The organism is Pseudomonas sp. G166, assembly GCF_037027455.2.
Classification (GTDB): domain Bacteria; phylum Pseudomonadota; class Gammaproteobacteria; order Pseudomonadales; family Pseudomonadaceae; genus Aquipseudomonas.
The window spans coordinates 6541271-6563969 of the sequence record NZ_CP146985.1; the positions used below are offsets into that span (position 1 = coordinate 6541271).

General features: G+C 60.1%; 22 protein-coding genes. 11 read left to right on the forward strand and 11 right to left on the reverse strand.

Annotated elements, in window-relative coordinates:
* Positions 1 to 201: 201 nt before the first annotated feature.
* On the forward strand, positions 202 to 1077 hold the full coding sequence (locus SGN16_RS29095; protein WP_210642102.1) for a Tim44 domain-containing protein: 876 nt from the start codon (positions 202 to 204) through the stop codon (positions 1075 to 1077).
* 138 nt (positions 1078 to 1215) lie between these two features.
* On the forward strand, positions 1216 to 1623 hold the full coding sequence (locus SGN16_RS29100; RefSeq protein WP_003187120.1) for an SMI1/KNR4 family protein: 408 nt from the start codon (positions 1216 to 1218) through the stop codon (positions 1621 to 1623).
* Between the two features lie 22 nt (positions 1624 to 1645).
* Here SGN16_RS29100 and SGN16_RS29105 read toward each other — a convergent pair whose 3' ends face one another.
* Complete coding sequence (locus SGN16_RS29105) at positions 1646 to 3409, reverse strand: cation:proton antiporter (RefSeq protein ID WP_335944970.1); 1764 nt, start codon at positions 3407 to 3409, stop codon at positions 1646 to 1648.
* Positions 3410 to 3688: 279 nt separating this feature from the next.
* Between SGN16_RS29105 and SGN16_RS29110 the strand changes: the two genes are divergently transcribed.
* The gene (locus tag SGN16_RS29110; protein ID WP_210642104.1) at positions 3689 to 4174 is read left to right on the forward strand and encodes an acyl-CoA thioesterase; all 486 of its coding nucleotides are present in this window, start codon (positions 3689 to 3691) and stop codon (positions 4172 to 4174) included.
* Positions 4175 to 4313: 139 nt separating this feature from the next.
* Here SGN16_RS29110 and pdxY read toward each other — a convergent pair whose 3' ends face one another.
* Positions 4314 to 5186 carry a pyridoxal kinase PdxY gene (gene pdxY / locus SGN16_RS29115; RefSeq protein WP_335944971.1) on the reverse strand — a complete coding sequence of 291 codons (873 nt, stop codon included), beginning with the start codon at positions 5184 to 5186 and terminating at the stop codon, positions 4314 to 4316.
* Between the two features lie 119 nt (positions 5187 to 5305).
* On the opposite strand from pdxY, the gene SGN16_RS29120 reads away from it, so the two are divergent.
* Entirely contained in the window at positions 5306 to 5728 is a 423-nt protein-coding gene (locus SGN16_RS29120) for a DUF3301 domain-containing protein (protein ID WP_335944972.1), read from the forward strand.
* A 12-nt stretch (positions 5729 to 5740) separates the two neighbouring features.
* Here SGN16_RS29120 and SGN16_RS29125 read toward each other — a convergent pair whose 3' ends face one another.
* Entirely contained in the window at positions 5741 to 6706 is a 966-nt protein-coding gene (locus SGN16_RS29125; protein ID WP_335944973.1) for a CobW-like GTP-binding protein, read from the reverse strand.
* Positions 6707 to 6733: 27 nt separating this feature from the next.
* On the opposite strand from SGN16_RS29125, the gene SGN16_RS29130 reads away from it, so the two are divergent.
* A complete protein-coding gene (locus tag SGN16_RS29130) occupies positions 6734 to 7087 on the forward strand; it encodes an NADH:ubiquinone oxidoreductase (RefSeq protein ID WP_335944974.1) in 354 nt (117 codons plus the stop codon).
* On the opposite strand, the gene SGN16_RS29135 is transcribed toward SGN16_RS29130, so the two are convergent.
* A complete protein-coding gene (locus SGN16_RS29135; protein ID WP_335944975.1) occupies positions 7084 to 7734 on the reverse strand; it encodes a DUF1826 domain-containing protein in 651 nt (216 codons plus the stop codon). The two genes, SGN16_RS29130 and SGN16_RS29135, sit on opposite strands and share 4 nt — an antisense overlap.
* Entirely contained in the window at positions 7734 to 8942 is a 1209-nt protein-coding gene (zigA, locus tag SGN16_RS29140) for a zinc metallochaperone GTPase ZigA (RefSeq protein ID WP_335944976.1), read from the reverse strand. Before zigA ends, SGN16_RS29135 begins: the two co-directional genes overlap by 1 nt.
* Before the next feature lie 162 nt (positions 8943 to 9104).
* Here zigA and SGN16_RS29145 point away from each other — a divergent pair, with 162 nt between their 5' ends.
* From SGN16_RS29145 to SGN16_RS29165, 5 genes are all read left to right on the forward strand, one after another.
* Positions 9105 to 9506 (forward strand): glutamine synthetase, encoded by a 402-nt coding sequence (locus SGN16_RS29145; RefSeq protein WP_335944977.1) that lies wholly within the window; start codon positions 9105 to 9107, stop codon positions 9504 to 9506.
* A gap of 113 nt (positions 9507 to 9619) precedes the next feature.
* Positions 9620 to 10516, forward strand: coding sequence for a GTP cyclohydrolase FolE2 (folE2, locus tag SGN16_RS29150; RefSeq protein WP_210642111.1), 897 nt, complete (start codon positions 9620 to 9622; stop codon positions 10514 to 10516).
* On the forward strand, positions 10513 to 11181 hold the full coding sequence (locus SGN16_RS29155; RefSeq protein ID WP_335944978.1) for an ATP-binding cassette domain-containing protein: 669 nt from the start codon (positions 10513 to 10515) through the stop codon (positions 11179 to 11181). The genes folE2 and SGN16_RS29155 overlap by 4 nt, the downstream gene beginning before the upstream one ends.
* Positions 11181 to 12047 (forward strand): metal ABC transporter permease, encoded by an 867-nt coding sequence (locus tag SGN16_RS29160; protein WP_210642113.1) that lies wholly within the window; start codon positions 11181 to 11183, stop codon positions 12045 to 12047. Before SGN16_RS29155 ends, SGN16_RS29160 begins: the two co-directional genes overlap by 1 nt.
* A gap of 11 nt (positions 12048 to 12058) precedes the next feature.
* Complete coding sequence (locus tag SGN16_RS29165; RefSeq protein ID WP_335944979.1) at positions 12059 to 12934, forward strand: metal ABC transporter substrate-binding protein; 876 nt, start codon at positions 12059 to 12061, stop codon at positions 12932 to 12934.
* 131 nt (positions 12935 to 13065) lie between these two features.
* Here SGN16_RS29165 and SGN16_RS29170 read toward each other — a convergent pair whose 3' ends face one another.
* Entirely contained in the window at positions 13066 to 13587 is a 522-nt protein-coding gene (locus SGN16_RS29170) for a DUF3617 domain-containing protein (protein ID WP_335944980.1), read from the reverse strand.
* Positions 13588 to 13729: 142 nt separating this feature from the next.
* Between SGN16_RS29170 and cls the strand changes: the two genes are divergently transcribed.
* The gene (gene cls, locus SGN16_RS29175) at positions 13730 to 15169 is read left to right on the forward strand and encodes a cardiolipin synthase (protein WP_335944981.1); all 1440 of its coding nucleotides are present in this window, start codon (positions 13730 to 13732) and stop codon (positions 15167 to 15169) included.
* Here cls and cfaB read toward each other — a convergent pair.
* From cfaB to SGN16_RS29200, 5 genes are all read right to left on the reverse strand, one after another.
* Positions 15166 to 16353, reverse strand: a complete 1188-nt coding sequence (gene cfaB / locus SGN16_RS29180) for a C17 cyclopropane fatty acid synthase CfaB (protein ID WP_210642117.1) — start codon at positions 16351 to 16353, stop codon at positions 15166 to 15168. The genes cls and cfaB overlap by 4 nt on opposite strands.
* A gap of 184 nt (positions 16354 to 16537) precedes the next feature.
* Positions 16538 to 18454: a heavy metal translocating P-type ATPase gene (locus SGN16_RS29185; protein WP_210642118.1), complete on the reverse strand. Its 1917-nt coding sequence runs from the start codon at positions 18452 to 18454 to the stop codon at positions 16538 to 16540.
* A complete protein-coding gene (locus tag SGN16_RS29190) occupies positions 18451 to 19503 on the reverse strand; it encodes a protease modulator HflK (RefSeq protein WP_335944982.1) in 1053 nt (350 codons plus the stop codon). Before SGN16_RS29190 ends, SGN16_RS29185 begins: the two co-directional genes overlap by 4 nt.
* Positions 19500 to 20537 (reverse strand): protease modulator HflC, encoded by a 1038-nt coding sequence (locus tag SGN16_RS29195; protein ID WP_335944983.1) that lies wholly within the window; start codon positions 20535 to 20537, stop codon positions 19500 to 19502. Before SGN16_RS29195 ends, SGN16_RS29190 begins: the two co-directional genes overlap by 4 nt.
* Positions 20534 to 22495: a protease modulator HflK gene (locus tag SGN16_RS29200; RefSeq protein ID WP_335944984.1), complete on the reverse strand. Its 1962-nt coding sequence runs from the start codon at positions 22493 to 22495 to the stop codon at positions 20534 to 20536. The genes SGN16_RS29195 and SGN16_RS29200 overlap by 4 nt, the downstream gene beginning before the upstream one ends.
* Positions 22496 to 22699: the final 204 nt, after the last annotated feature.

Consider the following 22699-nt stretch of genomic DNA (forward strand, 5'->3'; position numbering starts at 1 on the left):
CACAGGTCGATCGACTCGCCGTATACCTTTCCGATAGAACTTGTCCCCCTTTCCTACAGCCAAAAGCCAACAAGTCCTCTTGCGCGGCTGAAGCTGAACCTAACCTGTCACGCAAAAGCCCGAAACACTCTGCCGCTAGCCAGCAACAGTTCAGCTGTGCAACATGGCGCGCGTGCTATCCACAAATGGGAATGCCTTTATATGAAACGTTTTCTTAGCATCGCCATGGCGTTGTGCATCGGCCTGACGATGGCCATCGACGCCAATGCCGCCAAGCGCTTTGGCGGTGGTAAAAGCTCGGGCGCGGCCCCGACTCACCAGACCAGCCAGATGGCGCCGTCCTCTGCCGCCGGATCCACTGCTGCTACCGCAGGCGCGGCGGGTGCCGCTGGCGCTGCCACCAAGGCCAGCGGTGCTTCGCGCTGGCTCGGCCCTCTGGCCGGCATCGCCGCCGGTGGCTTGCTCGCGTCCATGTTCATGGGCGACGGCTTCCAGGGCATGCAGATCTTCGACATCCTGATCATGGCGGTCATCGCCTTCCTGGTCTTCCGCTTCATTGCCGCCCGTCGTCGCAAGCAGCAAGAGCAATTGGCTCCGGCAGGCCACGCGCCTATGCAGCGCGAAGTGTTCAACCAGCAACCCGCCAGCGCTTCGATCTTCGGTGGTTCGGCAGCGCCTGTGGCCGCCCGTCCGGTGATCAATGCACCGGCCTGGTTCAACGAGCAACGCTTCATCGAAGCCGCACGCAGCCACTTCATGTCCTTGCAGCAACATTGGGACGCGAACGAGATGGACAAGATCGCCGAGTTCGTGACCCCGCAATTGCTGGAATTCCTCAAGCGCGAGCGGGCCGAGCTGGGTGATGGCTTCCAGTCCACCTACATCGACAATCTGCAAGTGCAACTGGACGGTGTCGACGATCGCGCCGACAAGACCATCGCCACCCTGACCTTCAGCGGTGTATCGAAGGACTCTCGCTTCGACAAGGGCGAAGCGTTCAGCGAAAGCTGGAACATGGAACGCGCCCAGGGCGATGACCAGCCTTGGCTGGTGGCCGGTATCCGCCAGAACAGTTGAACCTTTGCACGTTTCGCATGTTGAAATAAAAGAACCCCGGCGCAAGCCGGGGTTTTCTATTTCGCGGTTGCATCTATAGCGAGCTACTGTATAAACCGCTCCATATAAACCGCGCCATCGAGAAAGAGGATCCCGGACGTGGAAGAAATCATCGAACAATTGCGTGAAGCCAACGAGCCCGTACCGGTTCCGCTGGAGTTACCTGACGAAGACTTGCTGGTAGAGATCGAAGAGCAGCTGTTCATCGATATCCCGTTCGTTTTCAGGGAATTTCTGCTGACCGTCAGCGATGTCGTCTATGGCAGCCTGGAGCCGGTCACCGTCACCGATCCACAGTCCCACACCTACCTGCCGGACGTGGCCGCCAATGCCTGGGATGCCGGTGTCGACCGCAGCCTGATTCCGATCTGCCAGGACGGTGACGATTATTACTGTGTCGAAGAAGACGGCACCGTGGTGCTGTGGCAGGCCGAAGAGGAATTGATTGCTGAAGAGACCTGGGAGTCGGTTTGGCATTGGGCACGGGACGTCTGGCTGGAAAGCTGATCCGCAGGTGCTCCAACGCCGGTCAATGCCCGGACGACTCGTTGTGGTTGTCCAGGGTTTCGAGCAAGGCCACCTGCATCCGCGTATGCAGGCGGATGAACCAGCGCCAGAGCAACGCCGCGACGGCAATCGCCACCAATGCAATCAACACCAGCAACTTGTTGGTCGGCAGGATACTGGCCGACAAGGCCGCCAATAGCAGGAAAATCACCAGCAACGAGAGGATCGGGATCACTTCGGCGATCACTCGACGCACACGCTGAGTGTGGCGGCCTGCCATCTCTGGCTTGACGCTCATTTCTGCCAGCAACATCGACAGCGCCTTGAGCTTGCGATACGCGGCGATCAGGAACGGTAGCGATAGCAATAACGCCCCGCCCCAGATCAATGCTTTGTGCCAGCTCGGGTCGCTGATCCACATTTGCAGGTAAGCCGACATCCGTTCGGCAAAAAAACCACCCGAGACAAAAATCGCGATAACCAGTGCGAGGTTGACGCCAACCTGTAGCAAGATCCGCCTGATCATCGAGGCCACCACCGCTCCTTCCCCATGGGGCTGGATGCTGCGCAGCCATTCGCCATACATCCCCAGCACTCGCGTCAACCGTTGCGGCATGACCGTCGCCAACTTGACGGACAACGGATCGGCGGCCCGGATCAGGTAAGGCGTGAGCAGCGTGGTCAATACCGAGACAGCGACCGCGACCGGATAGAGAAAGTCGCTGGTGACCTGCAGGGTCATCCCCAGCGACGCGATGATGAAGGAGAATTCGCCGATCTGCGAAAGTCCCATCCCCACTCGCAGGGAGGTACGTCCATCGTTGCCGGCAATAAACGCACCGAGGCCACAGGACAGCATCTTGCCGAGCACCACTGCGCCAGTGATCACGGCAATCGGCCAGGCGTACTGCAGCAATATCGCGGGATCGAGCATCAGTCCGATCGCCACGAAAAAAATCGCGCTGAACAGATCGCGCACCGGCTCCACCAGGCGCTCGATTTTCAGCAACTGCCGGGACTCGGCCATGATCGCACCGATCAGGAACGCCCCGAGAACCATGCTGTATTCCAACTTCACCACCAGCAGGCAGAAGCCGAAACACAGGCCCAGCACCGTGATCAGCAGCATTTCGTTACTGTCGAATTTCGCCACGTAGGCCAGCAGCCTGGGCACCAGCAGAATGCCAATGACCAGCGCGACGATCATGAATAGCGACAACTTGCCAACCGTGGAAAAAACTTCGCCGGAGCTCACGGTACCGCTCACGGCAATACTCGACAGTAAGGCGATGATGCCTATGCCCAGAATGTCCTCGACGATCAACACCCCGAAAATCAGCTGTGCGAAGCGCTCGTTTTTCATCTTCAGATCGTTGAGCGCCTTGACGATGATGGTGGTCGAGGAGATGGCCAGGATCGCGCCCAGGAACAGCGAGTCCATGGTGCTCCAGTCGAACCAGCGACCAATCTCGTAGCCGATCCAGATCATCAGCACGATCTCGAGGAATGCCGCGATAAACGCCGTGGCCCCCACCTTGAACAACTTGCGCAGGCTGAACTCCAGGCCCAGGCAAAACATCAGGAAAATCACCCCGAGCTCGGCCAGTGTCTTGATCGTATCTTCGTCGTGGATGAAACCGAACGGCGGTGTGTGCGGGCCAATGATGAAGCCGGCCACAATGTAGCCCAGCACAACCGGTTGCTTGAAACGATGAAAGAGCACGGTTACCAGCCCCGCCGCCATCATGATGATCGCCAGGTCTTGAATGAAACTGATGGCATGCATGGTTTGGGGCTCCCTGTTCAAAATGACTCATCGCCGAGCTGGATAAGTCCGTTTCCTTTGTAGGAAAAGCCCTCGCAACGGGCTTTTGAAGGGTAACACCGCGACTTCCGACAAAAAGTCGGTGCAATATATGGAAACAGATCCATCGGGGCGTGACGGCAACCACAGGCGCAGCGTCCCGATATCGGTGGTTTTGAAAACCTAGTGGCCTGTACAAGCCACTCACCAGCACCCGCAGAGGTGCATCCCCGAATTGCTGCCTTGAACCGTGAGTACGTTATGGAACCCGGAAACGCCCAGCTGTCGATGACGGTGTTGATGACCCCCGATATGGCCAACTTCTCTGGCAATGTCCATGGCGGCACCTTGCTCAAATACCTCGACGAAGTCGCTTACGCCTGCGCCAGCCGCTACGCCGGGCGCTACGTGGTGACCTTGTCGGTTGACCAAGTGATCTTCCGTGAGCCGATTCACGTCGGCGAACTGGTGACCTTCCTGGCGTCGGTGAACTACACCGGCAACACGTCGATGGAAGTGGGTATCAAAGTCGTGACCGAAAACATTCGCGAACGCTCGGTGCGCCACACCAACAGCTGCTTCTTCACCATGGTCGCGGTGGACGATCAGCGTAAACCCGCCACCGTCCCGCCATTGCAACCGCAGAACGGCGAAGCAAAACGCCGTTACGAACAAGCCCAGCAGCGCCGGCAGATTCGCCAGGAACTGGAAAAGCGTTACCAGGAGATCAAGGCGGACGGGCCTTAACAGATCGACGAAAACCACAATGTGGGGGCGAGCTTGCTCGCGATGAGGGCATCACATTCAACATAAATGTTGGCTGTGATATCTCCATCACGAGCAAGCTCGCTCCCACTGGGATTTGCAGCATTTTTCACGGGTGCGATCAAAGGCTGATCGGCACTGCCTCAAACCGCACTCGCGGATGGGCGATCCGGTCCTGGGCGCGGACCAGTTCCAGCTCGTAGCTGGCGCATGCCTGGGTTTCCAGCAACACTTCATGCACAGCGGCAGCGGCAAACTCGAACGCCATCACCAGACTGTCCCCCAACAATATCCGCGCCAGGAATAGCCCCGACGTCAGGTCCCCCACGCCCACTGGCTGACGAGGGAAAGCCAGCAGCGGACGGCGTAGATGCCAGCTACCGTCGGCGGTCACCAGCAGCATTTCGAAGCTGTCTTCAGTTTTGCCGGGGTAGACCAGATGTTTGACCAGCACCGCCTTCGGTCCGCGAGCCAATAGCGCGCGGGCCATGGCCAGGCAGTCCAGCAGCGACTGCGCCTTGCGCCCGGAGAAACTGTCCAACTCCAGTTGGTTCGGGCACATGAGGTCCGCCACGGCCGCGGCCTCTTCCAACAGAAACTCACTCACCTCGGGCGCCACGATACAGCCCTTCTCTGGATGCCCCATGACCGGATCACACAGGTACAGCGCCTTGGGATTAGCGACCTTGATCCGCGCCACCCCCGTCAGGATCGCTCGCCCCTGAGCGGCGCTGCCCAGGTAACCGGACAGGACCGCATCGCAATTGCCCAACTCGCCAATCGCCGCGATACCCTCCACCAATGCCGGTATCTGATGAGGTGCGAGCACCTCCCCGGTCCATTGGCCGTACTGAGTGTGATTGGAAAACTGTACGGTATTGAGCGGCCATACGTTCACCCCGACCCGCTGCATCGGAAACACTGCAGCGCTGTTGCCAGCGTGACCGAATACCACGTGAGACTGGATGGCAAGCAGATGAGGTGTACGTTTCATGCGGGAAGTTTCCGTAAAACGATTGAAATTCAAGCCGCGCAGTATGCGACTAAACGCAGCCTGTACGACAGACCGGCGAGACAGTTAAGCTGACCGCAACTTGTTGGAGCACTTCGTTCATGCTGACCCTTGGAAACATTTTCGTGCTGATGCTGCTGGCTACCGGCGGCGCCTGGCTGTGGCACAACCATGGCCTGCGCGAACGGGCCCTGGCGAGGGTCATGCAACATTGCGCCAACCTCAAGATCGAGTTGCTGGACGGCAACGTGGCGCTGAAAAAGATCGGGTTCGTGAAGGATGCAAATGGACGGCGACGCCTGGCGCGTATCTATAATTTCGAATTTACCGTCACGGGTGAGACCCGCCATTCGGGCACCATTACCCAATTCGGCGCCCACAGTGCGCAAATCGAGCTGGCGCCTTACCCGATGCCATTCGAAGAGGCACCCCAGGCGCCTATTGAAGCGGTCCAGCCCAGGCCTCGGGCTGAAGTGATCGAGTTGAGTCAGTGGCGCCAGGAACACAACAAGTGGAAGCCTTGAAACAGCGCTGACTCACTCAGACCGACAACTCACCAGACCTGCTTGCAGAACATCGACATCCTGCGGCTCAGCGAAAATCAGCTCGATCCGTGAGTCTTGTCGCCATTCGCTGGGTAGCCACTGCGCAGCGGCGCCGTCCAAGGCATTGGCCGACACCCAGCCATCGGTGCTGTGGACAACCATCTTCGCCCGTTTCCAGTCTTGGTCTTGCAGCCATCGAGTCAACGCCACCGTGTCGAAGTGCTGGCTCGGGTGCCAGCGCCAGCCGACACTCCAGCTACCTTCCTGTTGCTGGTACAGACAGATCGGCAACTTCGGGTCGGTCCAGATAGCCTGCATCTGGCCTTTGTCCTCGGGCAGCTTGAAGTTGTCCACAGCCCCACACCCCCGAGCCGCAACTCCCGGTAGTCGACCGATGGGTAGCGCCGCCTGTTTCGTCCAGTACAGCACAAGCTCGGGCAACTGCGCAGTGATGCGAGCACGGTCATCCTCGGTGAGGTTCTCGGATTTGTTCAACACCAGCAGGCCGGCGCTGTCCAAGGCTTGTCGTTGTGCATCGGGCAATGGCTTGCCGTCCGCTATCGCCTGGGCATCCAGCACCAGCACGCAAGGCTGCACCGCCAGCACGCCGAGCCACGGCGCTTCGTTCAGTTGTCGTATCAGTTGCGCTGGATGGCCGAGCCCGGAAGGCTCGATGAACAGCCGGTGCGGTCGAGCCTTGCGCAGCAAACGAGCAAGGCCGATCTGGAATGGCGCGCCGTTGACGCAACACAAACAGCCCCCGGCCACTTCGCCCAGTGCGATACCATCGGCGGCCTGGGTCAGCAACGCGGCATCCAGGCCGATCTGACCGAATTCGTTGATCAGCACCGCCCAGCGTTCATTGACCGGGCGCTGTGTCAGCAGGTGCTTGATCAAGCTGGTCTTGCCCGCCCCCAAGGGACCGGCGATGACATGGGTGGGAATGTTCTGCAACATAATCGAAGGCTTTCGATGGAGGTGAAAATGCGGATGATTGGCTGGTTGTTGCTGGCACTGACTTCGAACCAGGCATTGGCCCAGGCTTGTGTGGTGCACAGTCAGGCGGAACGACTCGATGTAAAAGTCTGCCAGCAGAACCGCAACATCCCGCAGAAACTGTTCGCCGACGGCTTCTGCCAGCCAAGCCTCTCCGGGCAAAAAGTCGAGGTGCAGTACGTCGATCAGTGCCCCGGCGGCGCATTTGGCATCTGCAGCAACGCCCAGGTTGCCAATATGCCTTACCGCCAGGATATTCACTATTACGGTGTGGCCACTGACGCAGCTTATCTCCAACCGTATTGTGAAGGTCAAAGCCAGGGCACCTGGCTCAAACCTTAAGCCAGCCAGTCCAGCGTGAGGATCAATCGGCGTTCTCCCGGGCCCAGCTCCGGCGAGCGATGGATCAGGCCGAAACCCTCATTACCGTGCCACTTCTCGCCTTTAAGCAACGCCACATCACCGCTGCAAAGCTGCTGGATCACGCGCGAATCGCCGGGCTTGGCTTGCGGCTGCGACAGCCCCTGCCGGTCCATGGCGCCCTCCTTGAGCCACTGACTGCCGGCGCCGATATAAGTGGTGATTAGCCGTACCGGTACATGGTCAACGTGAAAGCGCGGGCACATTGCCTTGTCCAGGGCGCGCAGACGCAGGCCGACACGTTTGGCACCCAACAGGCAGGTAAACGCACTGACCAGCCAAGAGACATCGGCGACAAAGCCCTCGTAGCCTTGCAGATCGCTGAATCCTGCGGCGAGACCGTGCAGCACTGGCTGAGTGTCTTCCTCCGGCAAATCGAGCACCAGCGACTCGGCCAATGGTTGCTCCATCGAAAGCACCATGGCCGCGAAGTCGCTGATATGCGCCGGAAGCTGACGTTGCCAGACCGCCAGGTTGGTGCCGTCCTCCAGAATTTGTGTCAGGACTCGTGGCGTTTCGTCCCGGACCTGGCGTACCGGTGCAGCCCTTTTCAGGCTGGGCGCCAACATCACGCCGCGACCTCGTCATGCCACGGACCGAACGGATCCGGCAGCAAGCGCCAACTTTCGACACCCTGAGCCATTTCCGCGTCGGTGAGCAGGCAAGCGTCCAGTTCAACGCTGAGCCGGCTGAAGTCGATGTCTTGTCCGATGAATACCAGTTCCTGACGGCAGTCGCCCGTGGCGGGCAGCCAGTTTTTAAGGATGGCAGCGCTACTTTCTTCATCCTGCGGCCATTGGCTTTTCGGCACAAAGCGCCACCAACGCCCGGCAAATCCGTGACGCATCAAGCCGCCGGCTTGGGACCAACTGCCCGCTTCCTCAGGTTTACTGGCAAGCCAGAAGAAGCCCTTGGAGCGCAGGAGTTTACCGTTGGTCCACGGACGGTCGATGAAGCTGAAAAAACGCTGGGGATGAAACGGTCGACGTGCCCGATAAGCCGTCGAAGCAATACCGTATTCTTCGGTCTCGGGCACATGCGCGCCACGCAGTTCCTGTAGCCAGCCGGGTGCTTGAGCGGCACGTTCAAAGTCGAAAAGACCGGTGTCGAGGATGCGCCCCAGGGGAACCTGCCCCATGACCATGGGAATGATCTGCGCCTGGGCGTTGAGGCGCTGCAGAATCGCAATCAATTCTTCCCGTTCATCACGGCTGATCAGGTCGATTTTGCTGATTAAAATCACGTCGGCGAACTCGATCTGCTCGATCAGTAGGTCAGTAATCGAGCGCTCGTCTTCCTCACCCAAGGTTTCGCCTCGCGACGCAAGGCTTTCGGCGGCCTGGAAATCGACCAGGAAATTCACCCCATCAACCACCGTCACCATCGTGTCGAGCCGAGCGACATCGGCCAGGCTGCGACCCTCTTCATCACGAAACGTGAAGGTTTCCGCCACCGGCAAGGGTTCAGAAATTCCCGTGGATTCGATCAGCAGATAATCGAAGCGCCCTTCTCTGGCGAGCTGGCCGACTGCTTCCAGCAAGTCCTCACGCAGTGTGCAGCAGATGCAGCCGTTGCTCATTTCCACCAGCTTTTCTTCGGCGCGGTTCAGGGTTACATCTCGCTGGACTTCGCTGCCATCGATGTTGATCTCGCTCATATCGTTAACGATCACCGCAACCCGTAGATTGTCGCGATTACGCAAAATGTAGTTAAGCAGCGTGCTTTTACCGGCACCAAGAAATCCAGACAGTACCGTTACGGGAAGGCGATTGGGCATCAGGTATATCCTCATCGGGGGCGGCCGTTGCTGACGCTGTTCACGCGCGTCATGGCTCGTTTTTCAGGCTTTGGCTCGGTTCAGGGCCTGGCTGATTTTTATGTTATAGTATAACAACACCATTCAACCAGTCCTGTCACCTCATTGGTCTGAGAACTATCAATGCGCAACTGTCTGAAACTCGTATTTGTCGCGGGCCCATTGTTGCTGTGGGCATTGAGCGCGTCAGCTCAGAGCCCGCTCTTGGCCAACTGCACCCGCAGTGCCAACTTGTTGGCTTGCGTTGACGGGCAAGGCAATACCTACAGCGTCGCAACGAGCGGAAACACCCTGTATTTGCGTGGTTTTGAAGCGTTCAGCCATCGTTATTGGGCACAAACGAACAGTCGTTACGGGCAACTCACCTTTTTTACAGGCTTGGCGTCCGATGGAGAAAGTTGGGTTGGATACAGCCGGCGCGTTGGCTGGACGACTATCAACCGCTTCTCCAGTTCAGGCGGCGGTGGTAGTGCCGGCGCGTTTACATGCGGTCGCATGAACGGTTGCCAGGATTCTTCGCGCTGATGTTTCACGTGGAACATGGAAGGGAGGAAATGAAACTCTGTTCATAAAAGAGGTATCTTCGAACTTACTGTTATACTATAACATTAAATTCGAACCCACGATGGACCTCTCCCATGAACGCGTTAACGCTGCCAGACGTTGCTACGCAGGCTTCACGCCAAGCCCTACCCCTCGATTGGGTCGGCATGTGTGGCATCGCCACACCGGTGTTGATCGACGGTCAGCGTCTGATCGCGACCGCCGACGCAGGTGTCAGCCTCGACGACGGTGAAGCTCGAGGCATCCACATGTCACGTTTGTACCTGGCGTTGGAGTTGCTTGACGGCACGCCACTTTGTGCATCGCTGTTGCGTCGCATCCTGCAGCAGTTTCTCGATAGCCATGAGGGCTTATCTCATAAAGCCTCCCTGAAAATTCACACCGACTTGTTGTTCAAACGCGCGGCATTAATCAGCCCCTTGGCAGGCTGGAAGCGCTATCCAGTGAGTATCGAAGCGCATCTGAGCAGCACAGTGTTCCACGTGGAACTGAAAATCCAGGTCCCCTATTCTTCTACCTGCCCCTGCTCAGCCGCACTCGCTCGGCAGTTGATCCAACAGCAATTCGTAGACGATTTCGCTAACAAGACACTCGGGCATGCAGAAATACTGGCCTGGTTGGGTTCAGCAAACGGCATTGTCGCGACGCCTCATAGTCAACGGAGTACGGCCACTCTGAATCTTCGGTTGAGCGCCGACGTCGACGAATTGCCTCTACTGTCCCTGATCAACGACGCCGAAGCGGCTCTAGGCACCGCGGTGCAAACCGCGGTCAAGCGCGCCGATGAGCAGGCCTTCGCGCTCGCCAACGGCCAGAATCTGATGTTCTGCGAAGACGCCGCTCGACGACTGAGCACGGCCTTGAGAAAGTCGTCCGCCATCGCCGCCCTGGATGTACGCGTCGTCCACGCCGAGAGCCTGCATGCCCATGACGCCGTGGCCCAAAGCCGTTGGCAGCGGGAGGCATCATGATCCGTTGCCAAACCTTGTGCTGGGGTGCTCCCGGGCAACCTCTCACGCCACCGCTGAACATGGAGCGGCCAACGGGCAGCCTGACGGCCATCATCGGCGCCAACGGTTCGGGCAAAAGCAGCCTTCTGAAAGTCCTCGCGGGGCTGCAAAAACCTCTATCCGGCAAAGTTACGCTGGATGTTCCACGCCGCGGCGGTGTCTCATTCCTGCCGCAGCAGCAACATCTGGATCGGCAATTCCCCATCAGCTTGCAAGAGCTGGTGGCCGCCGGTTCCTGGGGTAACGGGCACACACCTGCCATGCGCAGGCAGTTGCTCCAGACAGCTCTGGACGACTGGGCGTTGGCGGGTCTGGAACATCGTCCGTTGATGGCGTTGTCTGGCGGCGAGTTACAGCGCGCCCTGCTCGCTCGCCTGAGCCTGGCCGAAGCGCCGCTGCTGTTGCTCGACGAACCCCACGCCGCACTCGACGAACAAGGCCAGGCGCTATTGTGGAAACACATCCACGGCTGGCACGCGACGGGCAGAACCGTGGTGGTGGTTTGTCATGACTTGGCAGCGGTGCGCGAGCACATTCCTCACACGTTGCTGGTCAGCCACGCCGGCTGCGTACTGAGTCGCAGTGTCGACCTGATCGCCGAACAACCTCGCATGCGGGTGGCCTGATGCTTGCGGCCACCCATCTTTGGCAACCGTTCCAGGAATTCGTGTTCATGCGCCGTGCCTTGCTTGGCGGCCTAGTATTGGCGTGCAGTACAGCCCCGCTGGGAGTGTTTCTGATTCTTCGACGCATGAGCCTGATCGGCGATGCCGTGGCTCACGGCATTTTGCCCGGTGCAGCCCTGGGTTTCTGGTTCGCCGGATTGAGCCTGCCGGCCCTGACACTTGGCGGCTTGGGCGCCGGCCTGGGCATGGCCGGGCTGGCGGCGTGGATTACCCGGCGTACCGGTCTGCGGGAAGACGCCAGCCTCGCGGCGATTTATCCGATCTCCCTTGCCGCTGGCGTGTTGATCCTCGGCATGGCCGGCAAACGCTTGGATTTGCTTCACCTGTTATTCGGCTCAGCACTGGCGGTCGACGGCCCGACACTCACCGGTATGCTTTGGGTTTCCGCGGCCAGCTTGGTGGCCATGGCGCTGATTTATCGGCCACTGTTGCTCGACACCCTGGATCCGTTGTTCCTGCAAACCGTCAGCCGCTTGGGTCCGTGGGCCCATGGCGTATTTCTGACCCTGGTAGTGTTGAATCTGGTGATCGGCTTCCAGGCCATCGGCGCGCTGATGGTGGTTGGCCTGATGATGCTCCCCGCCGCCGCTTCGCGGTTCTGGAGCCGGCGCCTGCCGATTCTCATGATGATCGCGGCGCTGCTCGGTTGCCTATCGGTGTGGCTTGGCCTGTTGTTGTCCTTCTATTTCTCACTGCCCAGCGGACCGGCCATCGTACTGGTAGCCGGGGCGTTGTATCTGTTGTCCGTGGTGTTCGGTCCGGTGCACGGTTTGCTGCGCCGCCCGCCCTTGCTCACATCCCAATGAGGTGTTTCCCGATGCGCGTCCTGTTCGTGCTGTTCAGTCTGATGCTGTCCATGTCCTTGTCCGCTGCCGAAAAACTCCAGGTGGTGACCAGCTTCAGCATCCTCGCCGACATGACCCGACAGGTCGGCGGCGAGCATATCCAACTCACCAACATGGTCGGGCCGGACGCCGATGCGCACACCTATGAACCCACACCGGACGATGCCAAGGCATTGCTCAGCGCAAAACTGATCATCAAGAATGGGTTGGGTTTCGAGCCGTGGTTGGATCGCCTGGTCACCAGCACCGAAACCGGCGCCCCGGTGATCAGCGCCAGTCGCGGAGTGATTCCTCGTTCGCTGGATGAAGATGGCGAGACCATTCCCGACCCGCACGCCTGGCACAATCTGGCGAATGCCGAGCTGTATGTCAGCAACATCACCAAGGCGCTGGAAGCGGCGGACCCAGCTAACAAGGCCGACTACGAACGCAACAGCCAGGCGTATCTGAAGAAGATCTACGCCCTGCTTGCCGAAGCCAAGGCCAAGCTCGGGGGATTGCCGCCAGGCAATCGCAAGATCGTGACGTCCCACGATGCGTTCGGTTACCTGGGCCAGGCCTACGGTATCGAGTTCATGGCGCCGCAGGGTCTATCCACTGAACGTGAGCCTTCGGCCTCAGAGGTCGCGGCGCTGATTACCCAGATTCGCCAGGCGAAAGTCAAAGCGGTGTTCATGGAAAACATCAAGGATGCGCGCCTGCTCAAGCAGATTGCTGACGAAAGCGGCGCGCACATTGGCGGTACGCTGTACTCCGATGCCCTCGCGGCCAGCGGACCGGCCAGCACCTTCACCGGGCTGTTCGAGTACAACCTCAACACACTCTACGAGGCATTGAGCCGGCCCTGATCAAGCTGAGCAAGATCGTGGCAAGGGCGCTTGCTCCTGTTGGCGGCGTAGGCAGTCATTAACGGGGCCACTTCCCGTGCCCAGCGGAAGCAAGCTCCCTCGCCACAGAGTTCTACGCTTGTGAAACAGGTTCAAGCCCTCGGCTTGACCGTCCCGCAATCTTGCCCCAGCCACACAGCGCGTGTGTCGAGGCTACCGTTCTGCTGGATACCCGTGGCGTTGAACGTGCCGTTGACCTTGGTGGTGAACTCACGATCACTCTGGAATGTCGCGACACCATTGCCCTGGGCTTTCGGGCAACTGAAACGAAACTTCCACTGATTGCCGGTGCGCTCGGTGATCTGCTGCTTGCAACCCGATTGCGGGTCTTGCAGGGGAATGTCATTGGTTTGCACCTGAGCAGGGGTCAGGCACACACGAATGCCTTTACCGCCCATGGTGATGCCCTGTTTTTCCAGCATCGCCCGTTGCTCCGGGGTCATCTGGTTTTGCACTTGGCCTAGGATAAGCTGCAAGTCCGGGAGGTTCTGGTTATCGACCTTCATGTTGCTCGTGGTCAGTTCCCACAAGCCCGGTTGAAGCATCTGCGCCTGAGCCGCTATCGGAACCGACAAGCCAACCGCCAAGGCCAAACCCAGCAGACGAACATTCATTGCATAAACTCCAGAGGACAAGTGGCCGTTAGACGCCGTCTACAGGCTTCGGTTCAGGCCGGGGACGAGTGAATTAAATAGCGACATTCGCCATGGAACATGGTCTGTTAAGCATTGAAAATGTCAGGAGCAAGGCTGCCCCATGGATTTTTTTGGCCCACATGTTTTCGGTTACCTGATCGCGCTGCTCCATACCCTGGGATCCATCGCTGCTGTCCATGCGGTGCTGACGGTGCGCACGGCCCAAGGCTCGATTGCCTGGGCCCTGTCGCTGGTATTCATTCCGTACCTGACGTTGATTCCCTACCTGGTTTTCGGGCGCAGCACCTTCGATGGTTACATCAAGGCACGACGGCAAGCCAACGAAGAAATGCGTAAGGCGATCTCCGAGTTGAACTGGCGCCCGTGGGTCGAGGAAGCCCTGGCCGCCCGCGCCTCCCAGGCCTACGCCTCGTTACGGGCCATGCCCAAACTGGGGCGCACACCGTGCCTGGCGAACAATGAAGTGCGATTGTTGGTCAATGGACACGCCACATTCGAGGCGATTTTCCAAGCCATCGATAGTGCCCGCGAGGCCGTGCTGATTCAGTTTTTCATCATCCACGACGACCGTCTCGGCCAACGCCTGCACGCTCTGCTCTTGAAGAAGGCCGCCGAAGGCGTGGCGGTGTATCTGCTTTATGACCGCATCGGCAGCCACTCCCTGCCCCACCACTATGTCCAGGCACTGCGCGACGGCGGTGTCAACGTGAAAGCCTTCGCCACCCGTAGTGGCTGGCTGAACCGGTTTCAGGTCAACTTTCGAAACCATCGCAAGATCGTGGTGGTGGACGGTGTGGTGGGTTTCGTCGGCGGCCACAACGTGGGTGATGAATACCTGGGAGAGAAGCCGCCGTTGGCGCCATGGCGCGACACGCATGTCGAAGTGCGCGGCCCTGTGGTGGGGAGCATGCAAGAGTCGTTTGCCGAAGATTGGTTCTGGGCGGCCCGTTCGTTGCCACCGCTGATCCTGCCAGACACCTACCCGGACGACGGTGTGCTCTGCCAGTTGCTGGCCAGTGGTCCGGCTGACGCCTACGAAACCTGCTCGCTGTTTTTCGTCGAGGCCATTCATGCGGCCAGCGAACGAGTCTGGATCACGACGCCCTACTTTATTCCTGACGAAGCGGTATTCGCGGCATTGCGCCTGGCGGTACTGCGCGGGGTGGATGTGCGCATCCTGCTGCCCTCGCGACCGGATCACAAGGTCGTCTACGCAGCGTCCAGCCTGTATGCGTTTGAAGCGGTGCGGGCCGGAGTGCGGGTGTTCCGTTATCAACCGGGCTTTCTGCATCAAAAGGTGGTGCTGATTGACCAGGAAATCAGCGCCATCGGCAGTGCGAACCTGGACAATCGGTCGTTCAGGTTGAATTTCGAAGTGATGCTGCTGACCGTGGATATCCCATTCGCCACCGAGGTGGAGCAGATGCTCGAGCAGGATTTCGCCCTGGCTCAGGAAATCGACAAACAGGAAAGCCGGGAGACCCACCGCCTGCAAAAGGTCGGCATGCGGATCGCCCGGCTTATTTCCCCGATACTTTAAGGGGTGTAGATGTCGTCACGGGTCCAGGGCAAATCATGGCTGCCGTCCGCGTGGGCCTTCACTGCCAGGATCTGGTGCAGATTGATCCAGCCCTTTGCGAACGCGTAGGCGCAGCCGGCCAAGTACAAGCGCCAGATCCGCAGCGCCTGTTCCGGCACCTCCTTCGCGGCGGCCTCGAGGTTGTCTTCCAAGCGTTCACTCCAGTGATCGAGCGTGCGCGCGTAGTGCATGCGCAGGCTTTCCACATCGACAATTTCCAGCCCCGCTTCGCTGATCTGCGCGGAAATCATCGACAGGTGCGGCAACTCGCCATTTGGGAATACATACTTCTCGATGAACTCGCCGGCGCCACGACCTACTGGACGACCGTCGGTGTGCTTGGCGGTGATGCCGTGGTTCATGACTAACCCACCTTCACGGACGGCGCCGAACAGCGTCTTGCAGTACTGCTGCAGATTGGCGTGGCCGACGTGCTCGAACATGCCCACGCTGACCACCTTGTCAAAGCGACCGTCCTGGGGCAGGTCCCGATAGTCCAGCAACTGCAACTCCACTTGGTCTTCCAGGCCTTCAGCCTTGACCCGCTCCCGGGCCAAAGTCAGCTGCGCTTTGCTCAGGGTAATGCCAAAAACCTTGGCACCGAATTCCCGCGCTGCATAACGCGCCAAGCCACCCCAACCGCAGCCTACATCCAGCAGATAGTCGCCGGGCTGCAGACGCAGCTTGCGACACAAATGGCGGAATTTGGCTTGCTGGGCCTGTTCGAGCGATTCGCTGCCCGTCTCGAAATAGGCGCAGGAATAGGCCATGTCGCTATCGAGCCACAGCTGATAGAACGCATTGGAAAGGTCGTAGTGATAGGAAATTGCCTTGGCGTCGGTTTCCTTGTCATGAAACGAACGCACCGGCAGGCTATCGGCATCGTCCTCAACCAACGCCTGGCTCAATTCATCGCAGACCCGAATCACTTCGTGAATCGAACCTTCAAGTTCGAGTTTGCCTTCTACGAACGCCGTTCCCAATGCGTCCAGGCTCGGGTGGGTGAATTGCGCGACCATTTGTGGGTCCTTGACCACGATCGTGACACTGGGATCGGCACCCAGTGTGAATTCATGGCCATCCCAGAGCCGCAGCCGCAGCGGTAAATGCAGATTCTGTAGGGCCGGTGGAAGTTGCGCGAGCATGAGATATCCCCCTTGTTTCAGACGTCTGAAATGAGGGTAGACCATTGTAGAAAAATAGCAGGCTATCGAATTTATAGCCTTTTTCTATTGCTATCCAAAATTCACTCCTTGTGTCGGATAGTCACCGGCAGTGGTACGCCCTCTCCAACAGCAGACTGCACGTGCGACGTGCAGTTCGCCTAGGCTATCCAACGACTTCTCTCTCTTGGATTTTCAACAGTGGCTCTTGGAACCGCAGCAATCGCCCGGCATTACCTAACACTAGCAGAGTGCTCAGATTGTGCAGCAGCGCCGCGATCATCGCGCCCGCCGCACCGAGCCAACCGAACGCGGCGAAAGCGACGATTGCCAATGTCCAACCCAGGCCGATGATCACATTGACCTGCAGCGTGCGCCTGCATTGGCGGCTGAGCCGGACGCAGGTGCCAAGGCGACGCAGATCGCTACCGATCAACACGATGTCCGCCGAGGCGAGGGCAATGTCTGCGCCACCCGCCCCCATCGCGACGCCCACCACTCCAGCCTTGAGTGCCAGTGAATCGTTGATGCCATCACCCACGACCATAGGCCGGAAGCCGTGGTCGATTTCGGCCATCACACGCTTGAGTTTATCTTCCGGCAAGGCCTGGGCTTGCACATCACCGATACCGATATCCTGGGCCAGGGTGTGGGCCACGCTGCGACGGTCACCGGTCAACAGCAGCTGACGGCCAAGGCCCAACTCCCGCAGTTCAGCCATGGCAGCCCGCGCTTCCGGCTTGACGCTGTCGGCCAGCAGCAGCCAGGCGAGGAATTGTCCATCCAGGGCCAGCCCGGCAATCGGGCCATCATGGTTGGGCACCGCTGAAGTTTCGATGCCCAGCAGGGCGAACAACTCCGGCCGTCCCAGGGCCGCCTCGCCCTGCCCGGTCATCGCCACTACCCCCAGGCCCTGGCGCTCATGGATATCCCTCAGTGGCAGGCAATGTTCCTGTTCCACCAACCCCGCCAGCGCTCGGCTGACCGGATGGCTGCTGGCCGAGCCGAGACTGGCGGCCAACGCCAGTAAAGGCGCGTGATCATCGTAGGCACTTTCGATGGATTGCAGGCGCAGGGAGCCGTACGTCAGAGTGCCGGTCTTGTCGACGACCAACGACGTCAGGTCCGCCAATTCCTCCAGAAAGGCCGAACTACGAATCAGAATCCCGTGGCGCGCCGCTACCGCGATCCCGGCAATAGCCGTCGCTGGCGCCGACAACACTAACGCGCAAGGGCACGCCGCCACCAACACCGCCAGCATTGCCTGGGAGTCGTTAGTGACAAACCAGGTCACCGCCGCCAGCAGCAATACCAACACGAGATAACTGCCAGCGTAGCGTTCCAGCAACCGGGTGATAGGCGGCTTGGAGCGTTCGGCGTTCTGCATCAAGGCAATGACTTTGCCCAGGGTTGACTCATTGCCGGTGCGCGTCACTTCCAAGCGCAACAACCCATCGAGGTTGATCGCGCCACCAAAGACTTCGATACCGACCACAGCCTCCAGCGGCACCGATTCGCCCGTGATCGGCGCGGTGTCGAGGCTGGCCTGACCGGACAACACTCGACCATCGGCCGGCACCCGGTCCCCGGCGCGCACCTCGACCACATCGCCGGGCTGAAGTGTGCTGTTATCGACTTCGATGATCGAACCATCGGCCTGCACCTTGCGACCTTGGCTACGGGTCAGTTGGCCAAGGGCGTGAATCGCCTCCTGGGAACCGATGACACTGCGCTCTTCCAACACATGGCCGAAGATCATGATGATCGGCAATAGCGCTGCCGTCAGCAGATCACCCGTGGCCCAGGCGCCAAGCATCGCCAGGGCAATCAGTTGATCGGTGATCCCGTGCAGGCTCGGATAGCGCAAGCTGTACCAGGCCGAACGCATCACCGGCACCGCCACCAGCAGCGAGGCGCTCCCCAACAGCAGTTGGCTGACCCCGCTCTGCTGGGGTGACCAACCGCGCCACACCAGGCCCAAGGCGAGTAAACCAAGGGCGAGCATCGCCAAGGTCAGCTGGCGGGCGGCCGCACGCTGTTCAGTGGAAGACAACATCGGCATCGCGACGGTCTGAGCGCTCATTGTTCGGCTCCCTGAATAATCAGGCGGGAATCGTCTTTCGGGTCGACCGTCGTCACCGAGCCGGCCTGACGAAGGATAGTGGGCATGCGTTCGCGATAAAGGCGCAACAGCATTTGCGGATCGCTGCTTTGGCTCTTCGCCAGGCCGAGCACCGTGGCGGTGTCGGCCGACGCCTTGGCGAGCCGTTCACTGGCCTGGGCGTGGGCGACTTGCACGGCGCGATCAGCGTCCTGGCGAGCGGTCTGGGTCAACTTCTCGGCTTCGGTCCGAGCGTTGGCCACCACTTTGTCAGCCTGCTGGCTGGCCGTCAGCACCGCATTGAAGGCACTCACAGCCGGCCCTGGCAGACTCGATTGAACGTCCACCCGCACCACTTCGATACCCAACCCCTGCCCTGTCGCGGCAAGCTCGGCCAGCCGTCGGTTAATCCCTTGCACCAGATCGCCACGCAAGCGTTCGCGGCGTTCAGCGGCCTGGTTATCGCTGCCCATCAATTCGGGACGGGCCACCAGAATGGTGTCCAGGTCCCGGGCGGCGGTCAGGGCCACGGCACTGCGAGTCGCCAGTCGATCCAGCGCCGGCAGCACATGTTCGCCCTGTAAAACGAAGGCGTAGGGTTCGGTCACTTTGTAAAACAGCCGCACATCCAGTTGCACCACACCCGCATCACCGGTCAATAAATAACCGGATCCGGCCAGTGCATCACTCACCGGCGTGGCGAAACTGGCAACACGATCTGCCTGTAACGCCGCATCGGCGCGCAGCAGGTTTTCCACCCGTCGTTCAAGAACCCGATCCGCCGCCGGCAGCAGGACCACCTGTTCCACGGGGCGGGGCCAGGCCAGTAGCAGGCCCGCATTCTGGATTCGATCCATGGCCCCAAAGTGCAGTACCACCGCGCGGCTCTGGGGGTCAATCTGCCGCACATTGGAAAAAACCCAGGCCAACGCCGCCAATACGGTTACCGCGTAAAGCGCTAGAAATGCCAGTCGCCCTGCCTGAATCCACGGGCTGGACAAGCCATTTGTTCCACGTGGAACCAAACTCATGGCTGTGTTCCACCTTTGGGTTCCACGGCAGGCGGCCCATCGACCAACACCCGGAATGGCGCGGCGTCGGTGCGCAGAATCAGCTTTGTACCCGGCGAAACAATGGTTCCCAACGTATCCAGCGAACGCAGAAGGTTGTAGAGCTGGGGTGAGCCAGCGTATGCCCTGCCGTAAATGGCAGCCGCCTCCACTCGGGACTGCGCCTCAATGTCAGCGGCTTTCACCGTAGCATCGGCCTGTACGATTCGCGCATCACGCTCCGCGGCAGAACGAATTTGCGCCGCTTCACGCTTGCCGATTGCCGTGCGCTCGGTGGCGATGGTTTCGCGCTCGGCGCGCATGCGATCCACCGTCGCGGTCAGGGTCACCGAGGGCAAGGTCAGGCGCTCGATACCGACTTGCAACACACGCACCCCGTAGGTAGTGAGCAACTGTTGATCAATCTGCTGACGCAACTGAGCTTCGAAATCAGCGATGCGTACCTGGCTGGCATCGGTATTGACCAGGTTCGCCAAGTCAAAGCTGGCGGCCGTGGTTTCCAGCGCCGAACCGACGAAGGTGCGGATTTGCCGTGCAGCTTCGTCCGGCTGGTTCTGCACCGCGCGCATGAAACGCTGCACGTTGTCCGGATCGCCCTGGACCTGCCACGCCACGTACGCCTGAACGATGATTCGCAAGCCGTCGCGCGTGCCGACGTCCTGTAACCCGCTGGAGGTGGTGCGCAATCGCAAGTCCACCGGGATCGCCGCCTCGAACGGCGCCGGCCAGCGCCAGCCCAGGCCCGGTAGCAGCAGCACCCGTGCCGGATTGCCGAAGCGGGTTATCACGGTGGCCTCCCCCGAGCGCACTTGTACCAGGCTGGCGGCGGCCACGGCGAACGCCACCAGCAGCGTCGCCCAGCCCATTCGCCGCCAGGGAAACGGACCGGCTTGCTGTGGGTCGCCGTGATGGTGATGATGCCCATGGTGGTGGCCGGCATGACCGTGATCGTGACCGGCGTGGTCGTGGTGATCGTGTGAAGAAGACGGGCTCAATGGGCAGCTCCTGGCTGGACAGGGTTACGCGGCGACGCGGGGTCTGCCGGCAGCGTGAAGGTTCGTAGGTCAATGGTTGGCGCGTTGCTGCTGCCGCCCAAGCGATGATCGAGAATCAGCAACTTCGCGTTGCCAAGGCCCTGGCTCAATTGGCTGAAGTATTGCTCCAACAAAAACGCATGGCCGGCCGTCGCGTAGGCTTTGCGTTCGGCGTTGAAGCGCAAGTCGGCGGCCTCGGCGGTGGCGTTGATTTCCCGGGCGGAGGCCTGGGCCTGATCATGGGCGATGCTGGCTTGCAGTTGTGCCTGGTTGGTCTGCTCCGCCGCCGCGCCGCGCTCCCGGGCAATCAGTGCCTGGGCACCGATCTGCGCCGCCTGCACGCCGTGGTAGGCATTGGCCGCACCGGCGGGGGGATGAATCGCCTCGACCACGGTCGCCAGAATTTCCACGCCACTGTCGAGCGATTGCAAGTCGGCCTGTACGGCGCGACCGATTTCATCGGCCAGGCTGACACGATCCGCGCCCAGCAAACCGTCCAGCGTGCGGGAGGCGAACTCATGCACCAGGATGCGGCTGGCAGTACTGCGGATCAGCGAGGGCACATCGGCGCTGTTGTAGGACGCCGCCAGCGCCGCTGCGTCAGTCAGGCCAATGCGATAGACGAAGCGCACGTCCATGTTCACGACCTGGAAGCTCTGCTGGTCTGCGCGACGGCTGGCGATCACTTGGGACTTGTCGTTCACGTGACTGGCATCCCATAACCGATTAGCGATCGCCGGGGCCGGCCCCTCGGCCGGATCTGCATCCGTGGGCTGGCGATTATCGCCGACGCTGGTGGCCAGCTCATGGACAACGCCATTCTCGACGCTCAGCACCCGGCCCAGCGGCCAGGGCAAGCCAACCTGCAGGCCAGGGCCAAACACCTCCACCGGTTTACCGAAGCGCTCATAGATACCACGCCCCTGCAGTGGCACTTCATGCACGCCCGTCAGCAACCAACCCACCAGCGCTACCAGCGCCAGCACCGGCAAAAAGGCTCGGCGCATGTAACTGAAGGCCCAGATCTGCCGCAGGTCGATGCCGAAACGGTTGTGCAATTCATGCTGCAAAGCCAATAACGGCTGTGGCGGCCAGCGCAGTAGATCAGCGATGACACTGCGCCCCAACAGGGTCGGCTCCAAGGCATCCCGGCGCGGGTTGAATAACGACAGCAGCGCGCGCAGCAACAGCTCCACCGCCACCAGCCCGGGTAACAATCCAATCAGCACCGCCAGGCGCACCGGCCAAACCGAGGTCTCTACCGCGAACAGCAAGCACAAGGCGCCGAGCACCAGCACGATGATCGCCACCCGAGCCAATTGCGCCAGCGCCGACGCTTCCGGCCACTCCACGGCGGGCTGCTGGGCCAATTGACGTTCGAACACCAGCAACCCAAACGCCAGCAACAATGAAAACGCCGCACCCACGCTGGCTGAGACGCCGAGGGCGGTGCCAGGCAACTCCAGGTTCCAGACTTGCTCCAGACTCAACAATACCAGCACTGACCAACCGGCCAGCCATAGGGTTGGGGCACCGATCTGCTTTAGCAGGCCGACCCAGCGCGCGCCGATTCGCTCGAGTAGCCGCTCGTACCAACCCAAGTTATCAACAGGCTCGTCTTCGGGAATGGAGATATCCACAGCCGGCAGCAGCGCCCTGCCCCGCCATTGCGTAACCCACCAGGCCGATTGCAAACCCGCCACCAGCACCAGCAAACTTGCACTCTGGCCGATCAGCAGCGCCGGCCATAGCGATTGCGGTGAGAACAGTCCGACAAAAAAAGCCAGTACCCAACCCACACACGCCAAGCTACCCAGCCCAAAAGCGATCCGCTTCAAACGTCGCCCTTGAAACTGTGCCTGCTGAAAGCGCGGCCATTCGGCAACCTGTGCCCCCTCGACATCAAGATCGACTTGCATACCACCCCAGCGCTCGTGGCGATCAAAATCCGGGGCCGTGGACAGACGCCACCGCCGCTCCGTTATATACCGTTACCTTATAACGATTACTGTGAAATTTCCGTTTTGAATTCTTCATGACAAGCCCGGCGCCTGCCCCTTGACTAAAGCCTTGACCGAAATCTTCAGAAACGATCATATTACGCTCATAATTTTTTATCAGCC

Bases quoted from the DNA above. Each gene is read 5' to 3' on its own strand.
- SGN16_RS29105 (WP_335944970.1), bottom strand. From the start codon at position 3,409: ATGCATGCCATCAGTTTCATTCAAGACCTGGCGATCATCATGATGGCG.
- folE2 (WP_210642111.1), top strand. From the start codon at position 9,620: ATGAACGCGTTAACGCTGCCAGACGTTGCTACGCAGGCTTCACGCCAA.
- SGN16_RS29130 (WP_335944974.1), top strand. From the start codon at position 6,734: ATGCGGATGATTGGCTGGTTGTTGCTGGCACTGACTTCGAACCAGGCA.
- SGN16_RS29170 (WP_335944980.1), bottom strand. From the start codon at position 13,587: ATGAATGTTCGTCTGCTGGGTTTGGCCTTGGCGGTTGGCTTGTCGGTT.
- SGN16_RS29125 (WP_335944973.1), bottom strand. From the start codon at position 6,706: ATGTTGCAGAACATTCCCACCCATGTCATCGCCGGTCCCTTGGGGGCG.
- SGN16_RS29155 (WP_335944978.1), top strand. From the start codon at position 10,513: ATGATCCGTTGCCAAACCTTGTGCTGGGGTGCTCCCGGGCAACCTCTC.
- SGN16_RS29185 (WP_210642118.1), bottom strand. From the start codon at position 18,454: ATGAGCGCTCAGACCGTCGCGATGCCGATGTTGTCTTCCACTGAACAG.
- pdxY (WP_335944971.1), bottom strand. From the start codon at position 5,186: ATGAAACGTACACCTCATCTGCTTGCCATCCAGTCTCACGTGGTATTC.
- SGN16_RS29145 (WP_335944977.1), top strand. From the start codon at position 9,105: ATGCGCAACTGTCTGAAACTCGTATTTGTCGCGGGCCCATTGTTGCTG.
- SGN16_RS29160 (WP_210642113.1), top strand. From the start codon at position 11,181: ATGCTTGCGGCCACCCATCTTTGGCAACCGTTCCAGGAATTCGTGTTC.
- cls (WP_335944981.1), top strand. From the start codon at position 13,730: ATGGATTTTTTTGGCCCACATGTTTTCGGTTACCTGATCGCGCTGCTC.
- SGN16_RS29120 (WP_335944972.1), top strand. From the start codon at position 5,306: ATGCTGACCCTTGGAAACATTTTCGTGCTGATGCTGCTGGCTACCGGC.
- SGN16_RS29165 (WP_335944979.1), top strand. From the start codon at position 12,059: ATGCGCGTCCTGTTCGTGCTGTTCAGTCTGATGCTGTCCATGTCCTTG.
- cfaB (WP_210642117.1), bottom strand. From the start codon at position 16,353: ATGCTCGCGCAACTTCCACCGGCCCTACAGAATCTGCATTTACCGCTG.
- SGN16_RS29190 (WP_335944982.1), bottom strand. From the start codon at position 19,503: ATGAGTTTGGTTCCACGTGGAACAAATGGCTTGTCCAGCCCGTGGATT.
- zigA (WP_335944976.1), bottom strand. From the start codon at position 8,942: ATGCCCAATCGCCTTCCCGTAACGGTACTGTCTGGATTTCTTGGTGCC.
- SGN16_RS29135 (WP_335944975.1), bottom strand. From the start codon at position 7,734: ATGTTGGCGCCCAGCCTGAAAAGGGCTGCACCGGTACGCCAGGTCCGG.
- SGN16_RS29095 (WP_210642102.1), top strand. From the start codon at position 202: ATGAAACGTTTTCTTAGCATCGCCATGGCGTTGTGCATCGGCCTGACG.
- SGN16_RS29200 (WP_335944984.1), bottom strand. From the start codon at position 22,495: ATGCAAGTCGATCTTGATGTCGAGGGGGCACAGGTTGCCGAATGGCCG.
- SGN16_RS29110 (WP_210642104.1), top strand. From the start codon at position 3,689: ATGGAACCCGGAAACGCCCAGCTGTCGATGACGGTGTTGATGACCCCC.